The sequence below is a fragment of the Enterococcus sp. DIV1726a genome (assembly GCF_051710985.1).
Classification (GTDB): Bacteria; Bacillota; Bacilli; order Lactobacillales; family Enterococcaceae; genus Enterococcus_B; species Enterococcus_B hirae.
Genome location: NZ_JBIOLS010000001.1, coordinates 388,028 through 403,677, shown reverse-complemented (window position 1 = coordinate 403,677; position 15,650 = coordinate 388,028). Strand labels below are relative to the sequence as shown.

Sequence of the window (15,650 nt, the reverse complement as noted above, 5' to 3'; positions counted from 1 at the left end):
ACGTTTTTTATTTTTATCACAGACTTGTTGCACCATCTCAAAAGGAATGGCTACATAAAATACCCCATAAACAATGAAGCGATGTTGAAATAGATCAAGACACTAGTCAAATCACTCAAGGTGGTAATAAAAGGACCACTAGCCACGGCAGGATCAAACCCTAAGCGATCCATCAACATCGGAATCAAGCTTCCTGCCAAGTTGGCTACAGTAATCGCAAATAACATGGCAATCCCAATTACAAAGCCTAAAATAAAGTTATGCTTCCAAATTCCTACAATCAAAAAGATCGTCAAGCCAGTGATTGCCCCTGTCACAAGTCCTGTGAGTACTTCAGCTAGAATCAAACGGACAAAACCAGCATCTTTGTCGTCAGAAACAGCCAAACGGCGAACTGCAACCGCCAATGATTGGGTGCCAGCATTCCCCGCAGTTCCGGTGATCAACGAAATGAAGACGGCTAAAATACTTGCTTCACTCACCAGTTCTTCGTAATGGCTGATCAACGAAGCCGTAGACATCCCTAAAAATAATAAGGTGATCAACCAAGGAAGACGTCTAGCAGCTGACTTCACGGGATTTTCATTGATTTCCTCAACATTGACCCCTGCCAAACCAGAATAATCACTTGCAGCCTCATCATCAATAACATCAATAATATCATCAACTGTTACGATCCCCAGTAGATGGTCATCGTAATCTGTTACGGGTAATGCTAGAAAGTCATAATCACGAAAGGTTTGCGCGACATCTTCTTGGTCATCCCCCACATGGACGGATAACACACGTTCGCTCATCAAGTCAGAGATCATTGCATCATCATCATTAACGATCAAATCCCGCAATGAAATAACTCCAACCAATTGTTCTTCTTGATTGACGACATAGATATAGTAAATGGTTTCAGCTACATCTGCTTCGTTTTTTAAGACATACATCGCAGAACGAACCGTTTGATTCGCCACGATCGAAACAAATTCGGTCGTCATGATCGCGCCAGCTGTTTCATCTTCATAGTGTAATAACTCTTTGATTTCACTAGCATCGTCAGTAGTCATTAAACTTAAATATTTAGCGACTTGTTTTTTATCTAAGGTATTTAGCAAATCTACTGCATTATCGGTATACATTTCTGAAAGCATTTCTGCAGCATAACTCGGACGCATTTCAGCTAAATACTCTTTCATATATTCATTGTCTTCTTCAATCACATCAAACATATCTGCCAATTCTTTAGGAGATAAGTAGGAATAGATCAGTTGACGATCCTCTTCGTTCAGAGATTGATAGAATTGCCCCTGCTCGTAAATATGCATTTCCAGGAAACTATTTCTAAATTCCTGTAGGTTATTTTCTCTTAAATCCTGGAGTAACTGGGCAAATCGTTCCTCTAGTTCTTGATTTTCATCCAACTCTATCTCACCTCACCCTAACTTTCAAAATGCTGGAGAACAGTCGCCATATCTTTAGCCAAAGGCTGTTTAAATTCCAATCGTTCCTGTGTAAAAGGATGATCAAAACGCAGGTCGTAACAATGTAAAGCTTGTCTTGCTATTCCAAGATCCATACGCCCACCATACATTTCATCTCCTAATAGCGCACAGCCAATTTCTGAAAAATGAACTCTGATTTGATGGGTTCTCCCCGTATGCAGTTGGATATCTACCAAAGCAACCTCTGCGGTGTTTTTCGTTAACCAATATTCGGTTTGTGCGCTTCGCCCAGCTGTCGAAACCATCCGTTTCAGTAAAGAAGATTGGTCTCTCGCAATTGGAAGGTCAATCCAGCCGTGAGGTGCTAATTTAGTTATTTCGCCACTCACAAGTGCTTGGTATTTCTTCACAAATCGTTTTTCTCGAAGCTGTACATCTAACTTTGCATGAGCAAAGCCATGTTTGGCAAACAACATCAACCCAGAAGTATCCCGATCTAGTCTTGTCACCACATGAATGACTTGATTTTCGTAACCTTGTCGTTTGTAATAAGCTTTTACTCGATTAGCCATCGTATAGTTTGGATGATATTGTGCTGGAATCGAAGAGACGCCAGCTGGTTTATTCACAACTAAAAGATGTTCATCTTCGTAAACGATCTCGATCGGTGTTTCATCTAAAAGTACCGTTTCGTGTTCGCCTTCTGCTGGAATGACAATCGTTACCTTATCATTGTACGATAGAGAAAACAAGACATTTTCAGTTTGACCATTTACTTTGATCTCGCCACCTTGAAATTTGATTTTCGCTAACAACCCTTTAGAAATTCCTTTTTCTTTTAAAAAATATTTTATCTGCTGCGGATGATTTTTTTCATACGTCCACACAAATTCCATGTTATCCCTCACCAATAAAGGAATCTTTTACACGATGCCAAAAATGCATGTGCCGATAAGAAGCAAAATGAATTCGCTCTTTTGCAATGCGATAATAGATGGAACGAATATTCGATTCCTTAATATCCAATTGGTCGACTGTAACAAGATAATCCTCTGTATTTTCTAATTTGATTTCCAGCCATTCGTCTTGTGCGATGACCATAGGCGAACCGAGTGTACGAAAGACTCGATTATTTAATGAAGCAATTTCAGTTAACTGAAAGGCATTGATACTCGGATGAATAACTGCCCCGCCGATACTTTTATTATAAGCGGTTGAACCTGTTGGCGTAGACACAGCCAATCCGTCCCCTCTGAAACTTTCAAACAATTCATTTTTGATATATACATCGGCAACCATCGTCCGATTTGATCGTTTAATCGTGGATTCATTCAAAGCCAAGAAATGTTTTGCCGGCTTATCATCTAAATAACTGATCTTTATATCGAGCAAAGGATAACTTACACTTTGTTCTTGATTGGTCTGTAAGCTATTGACTAATTCTTCCAATTCATAGTCACGCCAATCCGTATAAAAACCTAAGTGCCCTGTATGGACCCCTAAAAAACGAACTTCATTTAATAGATGGCTATACTTGTGAAAAGCGGACAATAACGTCCCATCACCACCTACGGAAATCACTAAATCGGGGCGTTGTCCGTCGATTTGAATAGCCGATTGTGTCAAAAGAGCTTTCAATCGTTCGGTAACTTCAATTGTTTTCGCTTCTTGGTTATGAACGATCGCTACTTTCATCCGTGACCTCCTCTTTTTTCTCTCGATTTAATACGGTACGATAGTAAACGTCATCTCGTTTTCCTCTTCCATGGGAAAATAGACGTTGAGCTTCTTGGATTTCTTCCCGAATATTGGACATTTCTTCGTCCAATTGATAAGCCGCTTCTGCCGCACGTTGGAGTCTTTCACTCATTTCTTCAGGAAACACGCCTTGATATTTATAGTTCAATGAGTGTTCGATTGTCGCCCAAAAGTTCATAGCTAACGTCCGGATTTGAATTTCAGCTAAAATTTTCTTTTCGCCACTGATCAACTGAACAGGATACTCAATCACTAAATGATACGAACGATACCCACTGGCTTTTTTATTTGTAATATAATCTCTTTCTTGAATCACTTTCATATCTTTTCTTTTACGAATGATATCTACTACTTGGTGGATATCTTCTACAAACTGACACATGATTCGTAATCCAGCAATATCAGACATTTCTTCTTCTAAACGGCTCATCGGAATATGACGCAGCTGTGATTTTGTCACAATGCTATCGACTGGTTTGACTCGTCCAGTAACAAACTCAATCGGAACATGTCGGTTTTGTTCTCTGAATTGCTTACGGATCCCGCGTAACTTTACTTTTAATTCTGATACTGTTTGTTCATACGGTGCTAAAAACTCTTCCCAATCTCGTTCCATCGCTGATCCCTCTACTTCGTTAACATTCTTTTCTATTTTAACATATAAATGAAGTTTTTTTGTACCTCTCGGCTTTTTGTATTGACCAAAAAGGAAAAATTAGGCAGAATGAATGAAAGGGGCGATCATTATGTCTGAAATGTTAGAAATTGAATACAAGTCCATGCTGACGCAACAAGAATATAATCAATTGATCCAGTATTATCAACTAAAACCAGAAGATTTTACGGTTCAAACGAATATCTATTTTGATACACCAGATGGACTGCTAGCACAAAAAAATTGTGGATTACGCATCCGATTACTTGAAGATCGGGCAGAATATACACTAAAAACACCTGCAAAAGAAGGAAAACTTGAAACCACTGATACTTTAAGAAAAGAGGAAGCACTCTCTTTCATTGAGCAACGTCAATTACCACGTCAGGGTGCTGTTTTTCAAAAATTGTTAGAATTAGCTGTTCCTTCGGATGAATTGGGCAAAATTGGAGACATTACTACCAAACGTGCGGAATTTCACATTGAGGAAGGTCTTTTAGCGATTGATGAAAGTTTTGGAGAACAATTACATGATTTTGAACTGGAGTTAGAAGTATCTGATGCTACTCTTGGTAAATCTGCCTTTTTAGCGTTTTTGGAAAGACATTCTTTCCCTTATCGACCAGCTAAAAATAAAATTCAACGGATGCTAGCAGCGAAAAATTAAAGTTCTATCATTTTCACAAGGCACTTGAGTTCATTTTTTATCATTTTTCTGTTAAGTTATACGTTGTGAATAAAAGAATTCACGAGTTGTATAGAATCTATTTTGGGGGAGATTCATATGATCGAAATTTATTTATTTGTTAATCCTTTGGGGAAACATTGTTTTACACTAGAACAACAGTTATTACAATTTATTGAAGAAGAGTACGGAAAAACATCCAAAGAAAAGATGCAATTTCGTTTTCTGCCTTTAGTTAATTTGCAGACAATTGGGGATGTCATGCAACGTAACGGAATTTCTCAAAACGACCTCGTTACGCGTAACCACTTATTTTCAACTACCTATTCTGCTGCGTTAGACTGTAAAGCGGCACAGTTCCAAGGTAAGAAAAAAGGACGTCAATTTTTGATCAAAATGCAAGAAGCTGTAGGTTGTAATAAAGTACCGTATTCTCCAGAACTTGCTGAATCACTTTTTGCAGAAGTCGGCGGCGATATCGAGATGTTCAAAGAAGATCGTCAATCCGAGTTTGTTAAAGAAGTTTTTTTCTCTGATCAAAAAATTGCTCGAGAAATGGGCATCACCAAACATCCTTCTGCTGTAGTGTATAACTACTCCTGTGAACAAGACTTCGGTGTCTTAATTGAAGGCACAAATACAGTCCGAAAAATAAAAGAACTTTGTAAGACTAAAAATGATTCTTATCAAATTTTTGATGGTGAACATTTACATACAAATGATTCCCGCTTACAACCAGGAAGTAGCCATTTATATTTACTCTCTAACTAATCATGTCAAGAACCATTCGTTTCACTAACTAACCGTTTTTCAAGTACTTAGATCGCTAAGTATTCGAAAAACGGTTATTTGGTGCTTGTAGAAAAATATGGGAATCTTTACCAACATGGACTAATAGCATCGCATCGTCTGAGGTTGAGATAAAAGTGTGTAGCATCAAGAAATAAGAAAGAGTTTTTCGAAAAACGACAAAAAGCAATCGCATCCTTCAGAAAATAGCTGATGCCATTTTCGACCGATACGACTGCTTTTTTAATGTTTAGGACTAAACTTTTCAAATTAGTTTGCGAGTGCTTCAACGATTGCTTCGTTAAATGCTGGAATATCATCAGGATTTCGGCTAGTAATCAAGCCTCGATCAATTACCACTGGTTCATCCTTCACGACGGCACCGGCATATTCGATATCTGGACGTACCGTATCATAAGCTGTCATTGTCCGTCCTTCAGTTAAACCTGTTTGAATAAATAATTGTGGACCGTGACAAATTGCAAATAACGGTTGATCATTTTTTAAAAAGTAAGAAACAAAATCAACGAATCGTTGATCTGCTCGTAATTGATCCGGTGAAAATCCCCCTGGTATCAATAGCGCATCGAAGTCTTCAGGAGAAACATCTGCAATACTTTGTTCGACTGTGAATTCTGCGCCTTTTTTTCCTTTGATTGTTTGATTTCCTTCAAACCCAATCAAAGTCACTGTATGTCCAGCCTTTTCTAGTGCTTCTTTCGGTGACGTTAGTTCCACATCTTCAACTAAATCTGTAACGATTGCTGCAACTTTTTTTGCCATTTGTTCTCTTCCTTTCTTATCGCTTAATTCAAGCCTAAAGGAATTTATTCAAGTGTGCAAATCATCTGTTTGGACTAAAGATCGGTTTTTGTCTCCGTCCATCTTGTTTCTTTTAGTCATTCATCGATGTGATAAACCGGATAACAACCAACCAAATGCGTAGGATAGCCTTGCTCTTTTAGCACTTCAATTAGCTCATTCACCTTGTCGATCTTGTCATCGATAGCAACATCGATAACAAAAAAGTATTCGCCTAACCGCGTTTTTTGTGGGCGTGATTCGATTTTGGTTAAATTCACTTGATTATTAGCAAAGACCGAAAGAACTTGATAAAGCGCCCCAGGTTTATTTTCTGGCAAATCCACAAAGAATGTCGCTTTATGACTGTTTTTTTGTAATTTTGCATCAACAGGCGCGGCACTTAGAACCCAAAAACGGGTCTCATTAGTTGCAATGGACTGGATATCTGATTGCACGATGGTCAACCCAAATTCGTTTGCAGCTTCTTTGGAGCCGATCGCACCTAGACATTCTTCTGGATGGGTTGCTACTTGCTGGGCTCCTTGGGCAGTGGAACCTACTTGTTCAATCTCGACCTTTGGAAAATTTGCCCGTAGAAAAAGTTGTGATTGGGCTAATGCTTGCGGATGACTACAAATCTTTGTGATATTTCGCCAGTTGGCTTGTTGTGTTGGATGGACCATCAATTGTTGTCGGATCGGCAGAACGATTTCTCCTTGAATAGAAGGTAATGTCTCATACACATGATCAAGTGTTGGCAAAACAGAACCTTCAATCGTATTTTCGATTGGCACCATTGCATAAGTAATCTCTTTTTCTAATTGTGCATCGATCAAATCAATCAAGGAATCATAAGAAAGAAAAGTACCTTGTTTGAAATAACGTGTGGCTGCACTATAAGTAAAGGAACCTTTAGGACCTAGATACCCAATTTTCATCATTATTTTCTACCCACTTTATGATTTCTGTGATAATTTCGTCTGGCGATTTCTTAGACGTATCTATCGTGATTTTTGCTAAACTTTTGTATATTTTTTCCCGTTCCCACATGATCTCACGTAGTTTTGTGTCACTATTCTTTAACGCTAACGGTCGAATATTTGTTTGATCTTGTCGTATCCGTTCGATCAAGATATCGGCTTCTCCTTTTAAATAAATGACTTGTTGCTGTTTTAATAGTTCCTGATTTTCTTTCTGTAAGACAACCCCGCCACCAGTAGCGATCACTGCCTTTTTTTGTAAAATTGTTTTTAAAAGAGCGGTTTCGTGGTCGCGAAACGGGGCTTCTCCGAAGGTAGCAAAGTATTGCTCAATGGAACAGCCTAATTGTTGAACTAAATAGTCATCCATATCGATGACTGGTTGATCCAATCGAGCCGCTAGTTTCTTACTGATCGTCGTCTTACCAGCGCCCATAAAACCGATCAATACAAGTGACGTCATGATGGGTCCTCCTGAACCAATTTGGCTAGATCCGTAAAAAATTCAGGATATGAAATATTGACTGCTTCAGGATTGAGTAATTCGACAGGTTCTGGGGTTAGTAAAGCGGCGATTTGTAACATCATCCCAATTCGATGGTCCCCATGGCTATCCACTGTCGCTCCATGTAAAGGTGTTGGTCCGTGAATAATCAAACCATCTTCTGTCGGTTCAATGTTCGCACCCATTTTCGTTAATTCTTCCGCAGTTGCATCAATCCGATTCGTTTCTTTGACTTTTAATTCCTGAGCATCACGAATGATGGTTGTGCCTGTTGCTTGAGTAGCAGCTAATGCAATAATTGGTAACTCATCAATTAAGCGTGGGATGATTTCTCCCTGGATCTCACAAGCATGGAGTTGCGCAGAACGGACAATCAAATCTGCTGCTTGATTTTGCTCATCCAGCTGTCTTTCTTCAATATTAGCACCCATTTGCATCAACACATCGAGAATACCTGTCCGTGTCGGATTGATTCCTACTTGTTTTAAGAGGACTTCACTGTTTGCTAAAATACTTGCTGCGACGAGATAAAACGCAGCCGAAGAAATATCCCCTGGGACAGTGACTTCTTGTCCGATCAACTGTTGTGGTCCAGCAACTATAATTTCTTTTCCTTCCACTTGGATCTTCCCACCGAATTGTTTGATCATCTCTTCGGTATGGTTCCTTGACTGTTCTTTCTCGATGATTTTAGTGGTTCCTTCGGCTTGTAAAGCTGCAAAAAGGATAGCAGACTTCACTTGCGCACTAGCAATGGGCATGTGATACTCGATCCCGTGCAATGTATTTCCAGTTACTTTTAGTGGAGGAAATTCAGCTTCGGCCGTTCCTTGTAAATCAGCACCCATCTCACGCAATGGCTTCATCACACGTTCCATCGGACGGCGATTCAAAGAAGCATCCCCTGCAATCTCAGAAGTAAATGGACATCCTGCTAAAATTCCTAATACTAAGCGCATCGTTGTGCCAGAATTTCCTGCATCTAGCCTGGAAGATGGTGCTGTTAATCCTTCAAATCCTTTTCCTTCAATCATGATTTGTTCATTTTTTTCGGTAATACGTACCCCTAATTGCTTAAAAACTGCAATCGTACTTAAACAATCTTCAGCTTTTAAAAAATTGTTGACGATCGTAGTTCCTTTGCTGATCGCACCAAACATGATGCTGCGATGGGAAATCGATTTATCAGCAGGAATCACTAATTCTCCATTGATCCCATTTTTAGCTGTCAATAGTTTCATGACTTCAACTCCTTATCCAACAATGAAATTTTTCGGCTTCGATCAGCTTCTGTCCTTTAAGTAAATCCGCTTGATTTTTAAAAGACAACTCTAACACACCAAAAATATCTTCTCTTGTTTCTTGGATGCTCAAATTAATAATGGAAAGATTTGCCTGACTTAGTACGTTAGTAACTTTTGCGACAGCACCAGCGATATCGGGAATATCGACATATAAATCATAAAAAGCTGGAATCGCTCCTTGTTTTTTCCGGGGCAACTGATCCCGTGTTTGTTTTGCCTGCACAAAGAACTCTTGAATTGCCGATTGATTTTTATCAATCAGTTCCTGTTTTAACGATTCCATTGCGACTTGCCAGTCTTCCATCAACTGAATCATCATTTCTTGGTTCGTCATTAAAATATCCGTCCACATTTGGGGATCTGATGAAGCAATCCGTGTGATATCCCGAAATCCGCCAGCAGCTAATTGTGAGGCACGTGGATATTTTTGATTCAGCTGCTCACTGATTTGTACTAATCCTGAAGCGACAATATGTGGCAAATGACTTAGCACCCCAACGATCTCATCGTGATCTTTGGCAGTTAAGCGAACAAACTTTGCTCGAGTAGGACGTAGTAAAGCGATCAGTTCTTCTGTACGTTCACTTTGACAGTCATCCGTTACGATATAATACGCTTCTTCAAATAAATACGGATTGCCTGCTTTTACTCCTGATTTATGTGAACCAGCCATCGGATGCCCACCAATAAAATCAAATGGGAGTTGCTTCGCTAGCGCCATTATCGTCGCTTTCGTACTTCCGGTATCACTTACTAATACTGTTTCTTTCAAGGGAAGTGTCGCCAAACAGTTGAGATACTCCAAGCTAACTTGAACTGGAACGGCAAGGATAATCACATCCATTTGACTAGCTGCCTCGATCCCTGTGACAACCTGATCGACTAACTGTGTTTTTTCCGCTATTTCTCTTGTTTCTTCTGAATGATCCCAGCCATAAAGGGTAATTGCTGACCCTTTGATCGCTCGGCATAAGGAAGCGCCAATCAGACCCAATCCTATGACAAACACCTTTTTTTTCATCGCTACCTCCGATTAGAATTCTTTGGTCATTTGGCGGTGATTTGCAACGGCTTTTTTTAATTCTTGCATATTATCTGCTGGAAAATGCTCAAGTATCTCGCGAACAAGAGTGGTCGCAATCACATGCTCTGCGACGACTGAAGCTGCTGGAACTGCCGTACTATCGGAACGTTCCACACTAGCTTTATAAGGTTCTTTAGTATCGATGTTCACGCTCATGAGAGGTTTATATAAAGTAGGAATTGGTTTCATCACGCCCCGAACAATAATCTGTTCTCCGTTGGTCATTCCACCTTCAAAGCCACCTAAATGATTACTTGCTCGGTGATAGCCGCTTTCGTCCCAAGTGATTTCATCCATCACCTGTGATCCTGGTAACGAAGCAGCTTCAAACCCAATTCCAAATTCGACTCCCTTAAAAGCATTGATGCTTAACATCGCTTGAGCTAACTTACCGTCTAATTTTTTATCCCACTGTACATAGCTCCCTAACCCTGCTGGCACATTTTCGACCCGAACTTCCACTACACCTCCCAAAGTGTCTCCTGCTTTTTTAGTAGCATCGATCAAGGCTTTTACTTCCTCTTCAATCATTAGATCTACCATGTTCACTTCGGAGATAGTCGTCTTTTCTTTGATTTCTGTCACGGTCAAATTCTCTGGCACATTCGCTTTGATTCCTCCAAGGATCGCTACATGACTAGCAATCTCTATATCTAAAGCAGCTAAAATCTGTTTTGCTAGTGCCCCGATTGCTACTCGCATCGTCGTTTCTCTTGCGGAAGAACGCTCTAATACATTTCTAAGATCATGGTGTTGATACTTCATACCACCAACTAAATCGGCATGACCTGGTCTTGGTTTAGCCACTCGTCGTAGATTTTCTTCTTTTTCAGAAACTGGAGTAACTGACATCACCGTTTGCCAGTTCTTCCAATCTTTGTTCGTGACAGTCATTGTGATCGGTGAGCCTAATGTTTTGCCGTGACGAATACCCGACGTGATTGTCACTTGATCTTTTTCAATCTTCATGCGCCCACCTCGACCATAACCACCTTGTCGTCTAGCTAATTCTTGATTGATTGCCTCAATCGATAAGGTTAAGCCTGCTGGAACTCCTTCAATAATCGCTGTCAAATTAGGCCCATGTGATTCTCCTGCTGTTAAGTAACGCATTTACTCACCTTCTTCTAAATAATTTTTGATTGCTTCGATTGGGATCGATTGGATTTTTGCCTGACCGATTTTTTCTAATAAAATAATTTTCAACTGTTTTCCCCGGGCTTTTTTATCATGAGTGATCGCCTGGAACAACGCCTGTTCATCCCATGGTTCGTAAGAAATGGGCAACTGATACTTTTGGATCATCTTGATAAGTTGTTGCGTCGTTCCTTCAGGTGTTTCTTTCCTTTTTTCAGCATTCCGACTGATTTGTACCATGCCGATCGCCACTGCTTCTCCATGACTAATCTGTCCATATCCCGCTGTTTGCTCGATAGCGTGTCCGATCGTGTGACCAAAGTTGAGGAACAAACGACTGCCTTGATCAAATTGATCTTCTTCTACCACTTCTTTTTTTACACGTAAAGCTTTTTCGATCACTAGCTCGCTATGTGCTACTAAATCAGCTACATCAATAAAACGAGCTAACTCTCTCCAAAGACTTTCATCCTTGATCGCACCACACTTGATGATTTCTGCAATTCCTTCTTGGATCCTTTTTACTGGTAATGTCGTCAGCGTTTCTGGATCAATCAACACACCGTCTGGCTGTGCAAATGTGCCAATCATATTTTTGGCGTTTGGTGCATTGACTGCTGTTTTGCCACCTATGCTTGAGTCTACTTGTGCCAATAAGGAGGTAGGAATCTGTACAAAAGAAATTCCTCTCATATAAGTTGATGCCACAAAACCAGCTAAATCGCCTACAACACCGCCACCTAGAGCAATAATGCCATCACTTCTCGTCAATTGTTCAGTGGCTAGAAAATCATATAATTTAGCAGCCATCGACAGTGATTTACTTTCTTCGCCAGCCGGAATAACATAATTCACAACCTCATACCGATCGGCTAATTGTTGTTGTATCTTTTGACCATAAAGCGGAAAGACATTTTCATCACTAATGATCGCAATTTTCTTTTCTTGCCATAAACCGGAAAGCCAATCTGCGACTTGATCTAGTGCGTTTCGCTGGATGATGATCTCATAGCTTTTTTCGGGTAAGACAACTTCTAACATCCGTGTTTCTCCTCTCTATAAAGCGTTGATTTTCTTCATCGCTTCTACTAAGATGTCCACTTCATTCATCATTTTCAGGTAGTTTTTCTCATTCAATGACTGCTGTCCATCAGACCAAGCATGAATCGGATCAGGATGGATCTCTACAATCATTCCATCTGCCCCACTAGCAACACCTGATCGTGCCATTGGTGTCACTAAGTCCCAGACACCCGTTCCATGACTTGGGTCAACGATGATCGGGAAATGACTTAATTTTTTGATCAGTGGTACGGCACTTAGATCGAATGTATTTCTAGTAGCTGTTTCGTAAGTGCGGATTCCGCGTTCAATGAAGATGATGTTTGAATTGTTTTGAACTGCAATGTATTCAGCGGCATTTAACCACTCTTCGATCGTACCTGAGATGCCACGTTTTAAGCCAATTGGTTTTCCTGTTCGTCCTACAGCTTCTAATAAACGGAAATTTTGCATATTTCGTGCGCCGATTTGAATGATATCTGCGTATTCACTGACCACATCGATATGCGCTTCATCCATCACTTCGGTAATCACTTTCAAGTCATAATGATCCGCAGCTTTACGCATCATTCTCAACCCTTCTTCACCTAATCCTTGGAAAGCGTATGGTGACGTTCTTGGTTTGTAGGCACCACCACGTAAGATTTTAGCACCACCAGCCTTAGCCATTCGTGCTGTCTCCATGATTTGTTCTTCCCCTTCGACAGAACAAGGACCAGCCATTGTCACAAAACTTCCATCACCGATTTTCACTCCAGCTACATCAACGATCGTATCTTGAGGATGAAATTCTCGTGACGTCAATTTGTACGTATTGGTAATCGGTACGGCACGTTCTACGATATCGTAGCGTTCAAACGGAACATCCCGAATTACCTTTGGATCTCCTAAAAGCCCTAAGACAAAACGATCTTTACCATGGTTGATCTGTACATCTAGCCCTTCTTCTTTAATACGTTCAATCACTTGTGTTAACTCACTTTCTTGGATACCTGGTTTAATGATTAGAATCATACAATAACTCCCTTTGTTTTTTATTTTGTGTTTCGCTTCATCGATTTCCTCGCTGTTTGATTGGATTACATAAATTCTTGCAAATCAATCGTTACTTTGCTTATACCTTGTTTGAATGCGTTTAGTTCCCCCTTTATGTAACAAAAAAAGCCCACCGTAGAAAATCCATCTACAGTGAGCCCCTGAATCAATCAAATAAAAAAGCCACTATAGATTTTTCATCTATGCGGCGAGCAAGTCATCTCAAACATCCTTAGCCATCATAGATACAAACAAACGCTGATGTTTGCACCCATAATCGTATGAATACAAACTTATCTAAAATAGCTAAAGTAATAATTATTCAGTTGTGAACTATGTGTGATTTTCATAATAATCGCTCCAAACTGATATAAGATTGAGTTTAAGTATAGAGATGTTTTTGAAAGAAGTCAAACAATTTCTTGAATAAAATGATCAAATGGTATGAAAAAAGGGCTTTTACCTGATAAAAACTCCAATTTACCCACTAAATAGTCGCAGGAGAATGCTGAAAATACCATAGAAAAGTATCAACAGCATGTCCGGCTTCTACTTCTATAATCAAACGAGCCCAAAAGTGAGCTGAAATTGTTCTTTATTTTGAAATTTTCCCGCTCTTACAATCGTTTTTGTCCGTCTAACTTTTGGATCTCAGTAATATCTTGCGTGACTTCTAAGCACCCAAGATAATCACCTGTCTCATTTTTTAAAGCAAAGTAGCGAATATAAATTTTCCGTCCTCTCATATCAATCCAAAATTCTGCTGAATCCCTTGTTCCTGTACGGAAATCGTCAAGGATTTGTTGGACAAGATGCATGCTTTTTGGTGGATGACAGTTGACGACTTCACGACCAATGACAGAAGTAGTTCTTGGAAAGACCCGTTTCTTTCCTTCTGAGAAGAAACGAACCCGATCCTCATGATCAACAAATGTCAAATCCACAGGCAACACTTGAAACAAGGCAACTAATTGCTCCAACTGTAACGCTCCTGTCGGGAATTGCACAACTAAATCAGTCATAGGTGCTGTTTCGTCTTGAACTGCCTCTGACGTAAACTCTTCGATCCCAAGACCAGCAGCAATACCATCGGTCGTTTCTTTAGCTTTTTTAATGGCTAATTGACGAGCTGGTTCCCGTTTGCTTTCTTTTTCGAGTGATTCTTGGCTTGGCTTCCATGGAAGTGGTTCAGGGATAAACGCAAAACCGATATCAAAGCTGTCATGAGCGATTTGTTCCCAATCTTTAAGGCTAAACACATCTAAGGTCATGGGTACCATGATCTCCTCTTCCTTAAAAATCATCTCTTCAACTTCTGTTTTTACTGCTTCCCATTTTTCGGATAGCGGATTATAAGCCGCTTTGTCTGTAGCTAAATAAGCATTCAGCGCTTTGATCATTTCACGGATATCATCATCTACACCCCACATCACTTTAGGTGGGGCTGAGATTCCGTATTTTTCCATATAAGAAAAGATCAACGTTTCTTTTCGTGCATAGTGCTTGTCGATTTGCAATAAATCAGTCAAAGCGTGTTGCAATCGTTCCTTTTGTGACCAATCTCCTTTAGCCATTTTTGCCAATAACCCGTCAATTTCATCCGTCAGTAACGACTGCAACACTTGGTTTTCTAACTTTAAGGTATGGATCGGGTGTCCTGGTTGTGCGTGTTCATAATTGGAATGATGGATCTCATTGATCGCTCCTTTAAAAACAGCTGCATGGATATTACATAACTTTTGGATTTCTGACGGATCAAGACCGTTTTGGATCAATGCTTTTTCCGCAGCAGTGATTTCTGTAACATCGACTCCCTCAAATTCTTCATTGAACAATCGTTTTGCTTCTTCAAAAGAACCACCTTTATGTAAAAGTGACAGGATTTCAACAATCCGTTCTTGTCGTTGATTCGTGGGTTTCATTTTACCAATCCTTTCACAATAAATCCTGATGTTTCAAAGGCCGTAACAATTTGTTCTAAAGGGATTTTTTTCATTTGAGCCCCTTTAGGAATCGTCATATAGCGACCAGCAGTTTGCAACATCCCAGGTTGGTTGATGGCATTAAATCCTAGCTCTGCCATGATTTGTTTGACTTCTGGATATTCAGTAACTAATTCAAATAATGTTTTGGAAAAATCGATTTCTCTCATTTTACTTCCTCCTTCATTGAGAATCGTTCTCATTCGATCGGATTCATTATAAACGATTTTGTGCACTTTTACACGATAATTTCAAAGCAAATCTTTTTTTACCATTCTAATGATGAGTATATCTAGGCTCATTCTTTTTTCAGTGTAAAATTTCCTAATGACTTTCTGATCAGCAAAAAATAAAATAACTTTTTTTATTAACTAATGAGGTCATCCAGCTGTTTTTTCTTTCAATTAATTTTGCTTCAGATACTACCCATTTCTCTA

General features: G+C 39.7%; 16 protein-coding genes. 2 read left to right on the top strand and 14 right to left on the bottom strand.

Annotation, left to right across the window (positions count from 1 at the left end):
• Positions 1 to 50: 50 nt before the first annotated feature.
• Genes mgtE through IGJ27_RS01815 form a run of 4 tightly spaced genes read right to left on the bottom strand, consistent with a single transcriptional unit; the run spans position 51 to position 3,807 of the window.
• Positions 51 to 1,412 (bottom strand): magnesium transporter, encoded by a 1,362-nt coding sequence (mgtE, locus tag IGJ27_RS01830; protein ID WP_010720167.1) that lies wholly within the window; start codon positions 1,410 to 1,412, stop codon positions 51 to 53.
• 17 nt (positions 1,413 to 1,429) lie between these two features.
• Entirely contained in the window at positions 1,430 to 2,329 is a 900-nt protein-coding gene (locus IGJ27_RS01825) for an RluA family pseudouridine synthase (RefSeq protein WP_010720168.1), read from the bottom strand.
• A gap of 1 nt (position 2,330) precedes the next feature.
• Positions 2,331 to 3,128, bottom strand: coding sequence for an NAD kinase (locus tag IGJ27_RS01820; RefSeq protein WP_010720169.1), 798 nt, complete (start codon positions 3,126 to 3,128; stop codon positions 2,331 to 2,333).
• Entirely contained in the window at positions 3,106 to 3,807 is a 702-nt protein-coding gene (locus IGJ27_RS01815) for a GTP pyrophosphokinase (protein ID WP_010720170.1), read from the bottom strand. Before IGJ27_RS01815 ends, IGJ27_RS01820 begins: the two co-directional genes overlap by 23 nt.
• A gap of 130 nt (positions 3,808 to 3,937) precedes the next feature.
• Here IGJ27_RS01815 and IGJ27_RS01810 point away from each other — a divergent pair, with 130 nt between their 5' ends.
• On the top strand, positions 3,938 to 4,513 hold the full coding sequence (locus IGJ27_RS01810) for a CYTH domain-containing protein (RefSeq protein ID WP_178306201.1): 576 nt from the start codon (positions 3,938 to 3,940) through the stop codon (positions 4,511 to 4,513).
• Between the two features lie 117 nt (positions 4,514 to 4,630).
• Positions 4,631 to 5,302 (top strand): ClpXP adapter SpxH family protein, encoded by a 672-nt coding sequence (locus IGJ27_RS01805; RefSeq protein WP_034699468.1) that lies wholly within the window; start codon positions 4,631 to 4,633, stop codon positions 5,300 to 5,302.
• A gap of 288 nt (positions 5,303 to 5,590) precedes the next feature.
• On the opposite strand, the gene IGJ27_RS01800 is transcribed toward IGJ27_RS01805, so the two are convergent.
• The 10 genes from IGJ27_RS01800 to IGJ27_RS01755 all read right to left on the bottom strand — a co-directional run bounded on the left by IGJ27_RS01800 (position 5,591) and on the right by IGJ27_RS01755 (position 15,383).
• Positions 5,591 to 6,103 carry a type 1 glutamine amidotransferase domain-containing protein gene (locus IGJ27_RS01800; RefSeq protein WP_010738518.1) on the bottom strand — a complete coding sequence of 171 codons (513 nt, stop codon included), beginning with the start codon at positions 6,101 to 6,103 and terminating at the stop codon, positions 5,591 to 5,593.
• A gap of 116 nt (positions 6,104 to 6,219) precedes the next feature.
• Positions 6,220 to 7,065: a prephenate dehydratase gene (gene pheA / locus IGJ27_RS01795; RefSeq protein ID WP_034699462.1), complete on the bottom strand. Its 846-nt coding sequence runs from the start codon at positions 7,063 to 7,065 to the stop codon at positions 6,220 to 6,222.
• Positions 7,037 to 7,567, bottom strand: coding sequence for a shikimate kinase (locus IGJ27_RS01790; protein WP_178306202.1), 531 nt, complete (start codon positions 7,565 to 7,567; stop codon positions 7,037 to 7,039). The genes pheA and IGJ27_RS01790 overlap by 29 nt, the downstream gene beginning before the upstream one ends.
• Positions 7,564 to 8,850 carry a 3-phosphoshikimate 1-carboxyvinyltransferase gene (gene aroA, locus IGJ27_RS01785; RefSeq protein WP_178306203.1) on the bottom strand — a complete coding sequence of 429 codons (1,287 nt, stop codon included), beginning with the start codon at positions 8,848 to 8,850 and terminating at the stop codon, positions 7,564 to 7,566. The genes IGJ27_RS01790 and aroA overlap by 4 nt, the downstream gene beginning before the upstream one ends.
• Positions 8,851 to 8,854: 4 nt before the next feature.
• Positions 8,855 to 9,934: a prephenate dehydrogenase gene (locus IGJ27_RS01780; RefSeq protein ID WP_178306204.1), complete on the bottom strand. Its 1,080-nt coding sequence runs from the start codon at positions 9,932 to 9,934 to the stop codon at positions 8,855 to 8,857.
• A gap of 12 nt (positions 9,935 to 9,946) precedes the next feature.
• Positions 9,947 to 11,110 (bottom strand): chorismate synthase, encoded by a 1,164-nt coding sequence (aroC, locus tag IGJ27_RS01775; protein ID WP_010720178.1) that lies wholly within the window; start codon positions 11,108 to 11,110, stop codon positions 9,947 to 9,949.
• The gene (aroB, locus tag IGJ27_RS01770) at positions 11,111 to 12,175 is read right to left on the bottom strand and encodes a 3-dehydroquinate synthase (RefSeq protein ID WP_010738524.1); all 1,065 of its coding nucleotides are present in this window, start codon (positions 12,173 to 12,175) and stop codon (positions 11,111 to 11,113) included. It lies immediately after the preceding gene.
• 15 nt (positions 12,176 to 12,190) lie between these two features.
• A complete protein-coding gene (aroF, locus tag IGJ27_RS01765; protein WP_053765835.1) occupies positions 12,191 to 13,210 on the bottom strand; it encodes a 3-deoxy-7-phosphoheptulonate synthase in 1,020 nt (339 codons plus the stop codon).
• Between the two features lie 638 nt (positions 13,211 to 13,848).
• A complete protein-coding gene (locus IGJ27_RS01760) occupies positions 13,849 to 15,153 on the bottom strand; it encodes a DUF438 domain-containing protein (protein ID WP_178306205.1) in 1,305 nt (434 codons plus the stop codon).
• Complete coding sequence (locus IGJ27_RS01755; RefSeq protein ID WP_034699449.1) at positions 15,150 to 15,383, bottom strand: DUF1858 domain-containing protein; 234 nt, start codon at positions 15,381 to 15,383, stop codon at positions 15,150 to 15,152. Before IGJ27_RS01755 ends, IGJ27_RS01760 begins: the two co-directional genes overlap by 4 nt.
• Between the last annotated feature and the right edge of the window lie 267 nt (positions 15,384 to 15,650).

Coding starts and splice junctions, on each gene's coding strand:
- aroC (WP_010720178.1), bottom strand. CDS start 11,110: ATGCGTTACTTAACAGCAGGAGAATCACATGGGCCTAATTTGACAGCG.
- IGJ27_RS01755 (WP_034699449.1), bottom strand. CDS start 15,383: ATGAGAGAAATCGATTTTTCCAAAACATTATTTGAATTAGTTACTGAA.
- IGJ27_RS01790 (WP_178306202.1), bottom strand. CDS start 7,567: ATGACGTCACTTGTATTGATCGGTTTTATGGGCGCTGGTAAGACGACG.
- aroA (WP_178306203.1), bottom strand. CDS start 8,850: ATGAAACTATTGACAGCTAAAAATGGGATCAATGGAGAATTAGTGATT.
- IGJ27_RS01780 (WP_178306204.1), bottom strand. CDS start 9,934: ATGAAAAAAAAGGTGTTTGTCATAGGATTGGGTCTGATTGGCGCTTCC.
- IGJ27_RS01815 (WP_010720170.1), bottom strand. CDS start 3,807: ATGGAACGAGATTGGGAAGAGTTTTTAGCACCGTATGAACAAACAGTA.
- IGJ27_RS01805 (WP_034699468.1), top strand. CDS start 4,631: ATGATCGAAATTTATTTATTTGTTAATCCTTTGGGGAAACATTGTTTT.
- IGJ27_RS01820 (WP_010720169.1), bottom strand. CDS start 3,128: ATGAAAGTAGCGATCGTTCATAACCAAGAAGCGAAAACAATTGAAGTT.
- aroB (WP_010738524.1), bottom strand. CDS start 12,175: ATGTTAGAAGTTGTCTTACCCGAAAAAAGCTATGAGATCATCATCCAG.
- IGJ27_RS01800 (WP_010738518.1), bottom strand. CDS start 6,103: ATGGCAAAAAAAGTTGCAGCAATCGTTACAGATTTAGTTGAAGATGTG.
- IGJ27_RS01825 (WP_010720168.1), bottom strand. CDS start 2,329: ATGGAATTTGTGTGGACGTATGAAAAAAATCATCCGCAGCAGATAAAA.
- IGJ27_RS01760 (WP_178306205.1), bottom strand. CDS start 15,153: ATGAAACCCACGAATCAACGACAAGAACGGATTGTTGAAATCCTGTCA.
- aroF (WP_053765835.1), bottom strand. CDS start 13,210: ATGATTCTAATCATTAAACCAGGTATCCAAGAAAGTGAGTTAACACAA.
- IGJ27_RS01810 (WP_178306201.1), top strand. CDS start 3,938: ATGTCTGAAATGTTAGAAATTGAATACAAGTCCATGCTGACGCAACAA.
- pheA (WP_034699462.1), bottom strand. CDS start 7,065: ATGATGAAAATTGGGTATCTAGGTCCTAAAGGTTCCTTTACTTATAGT.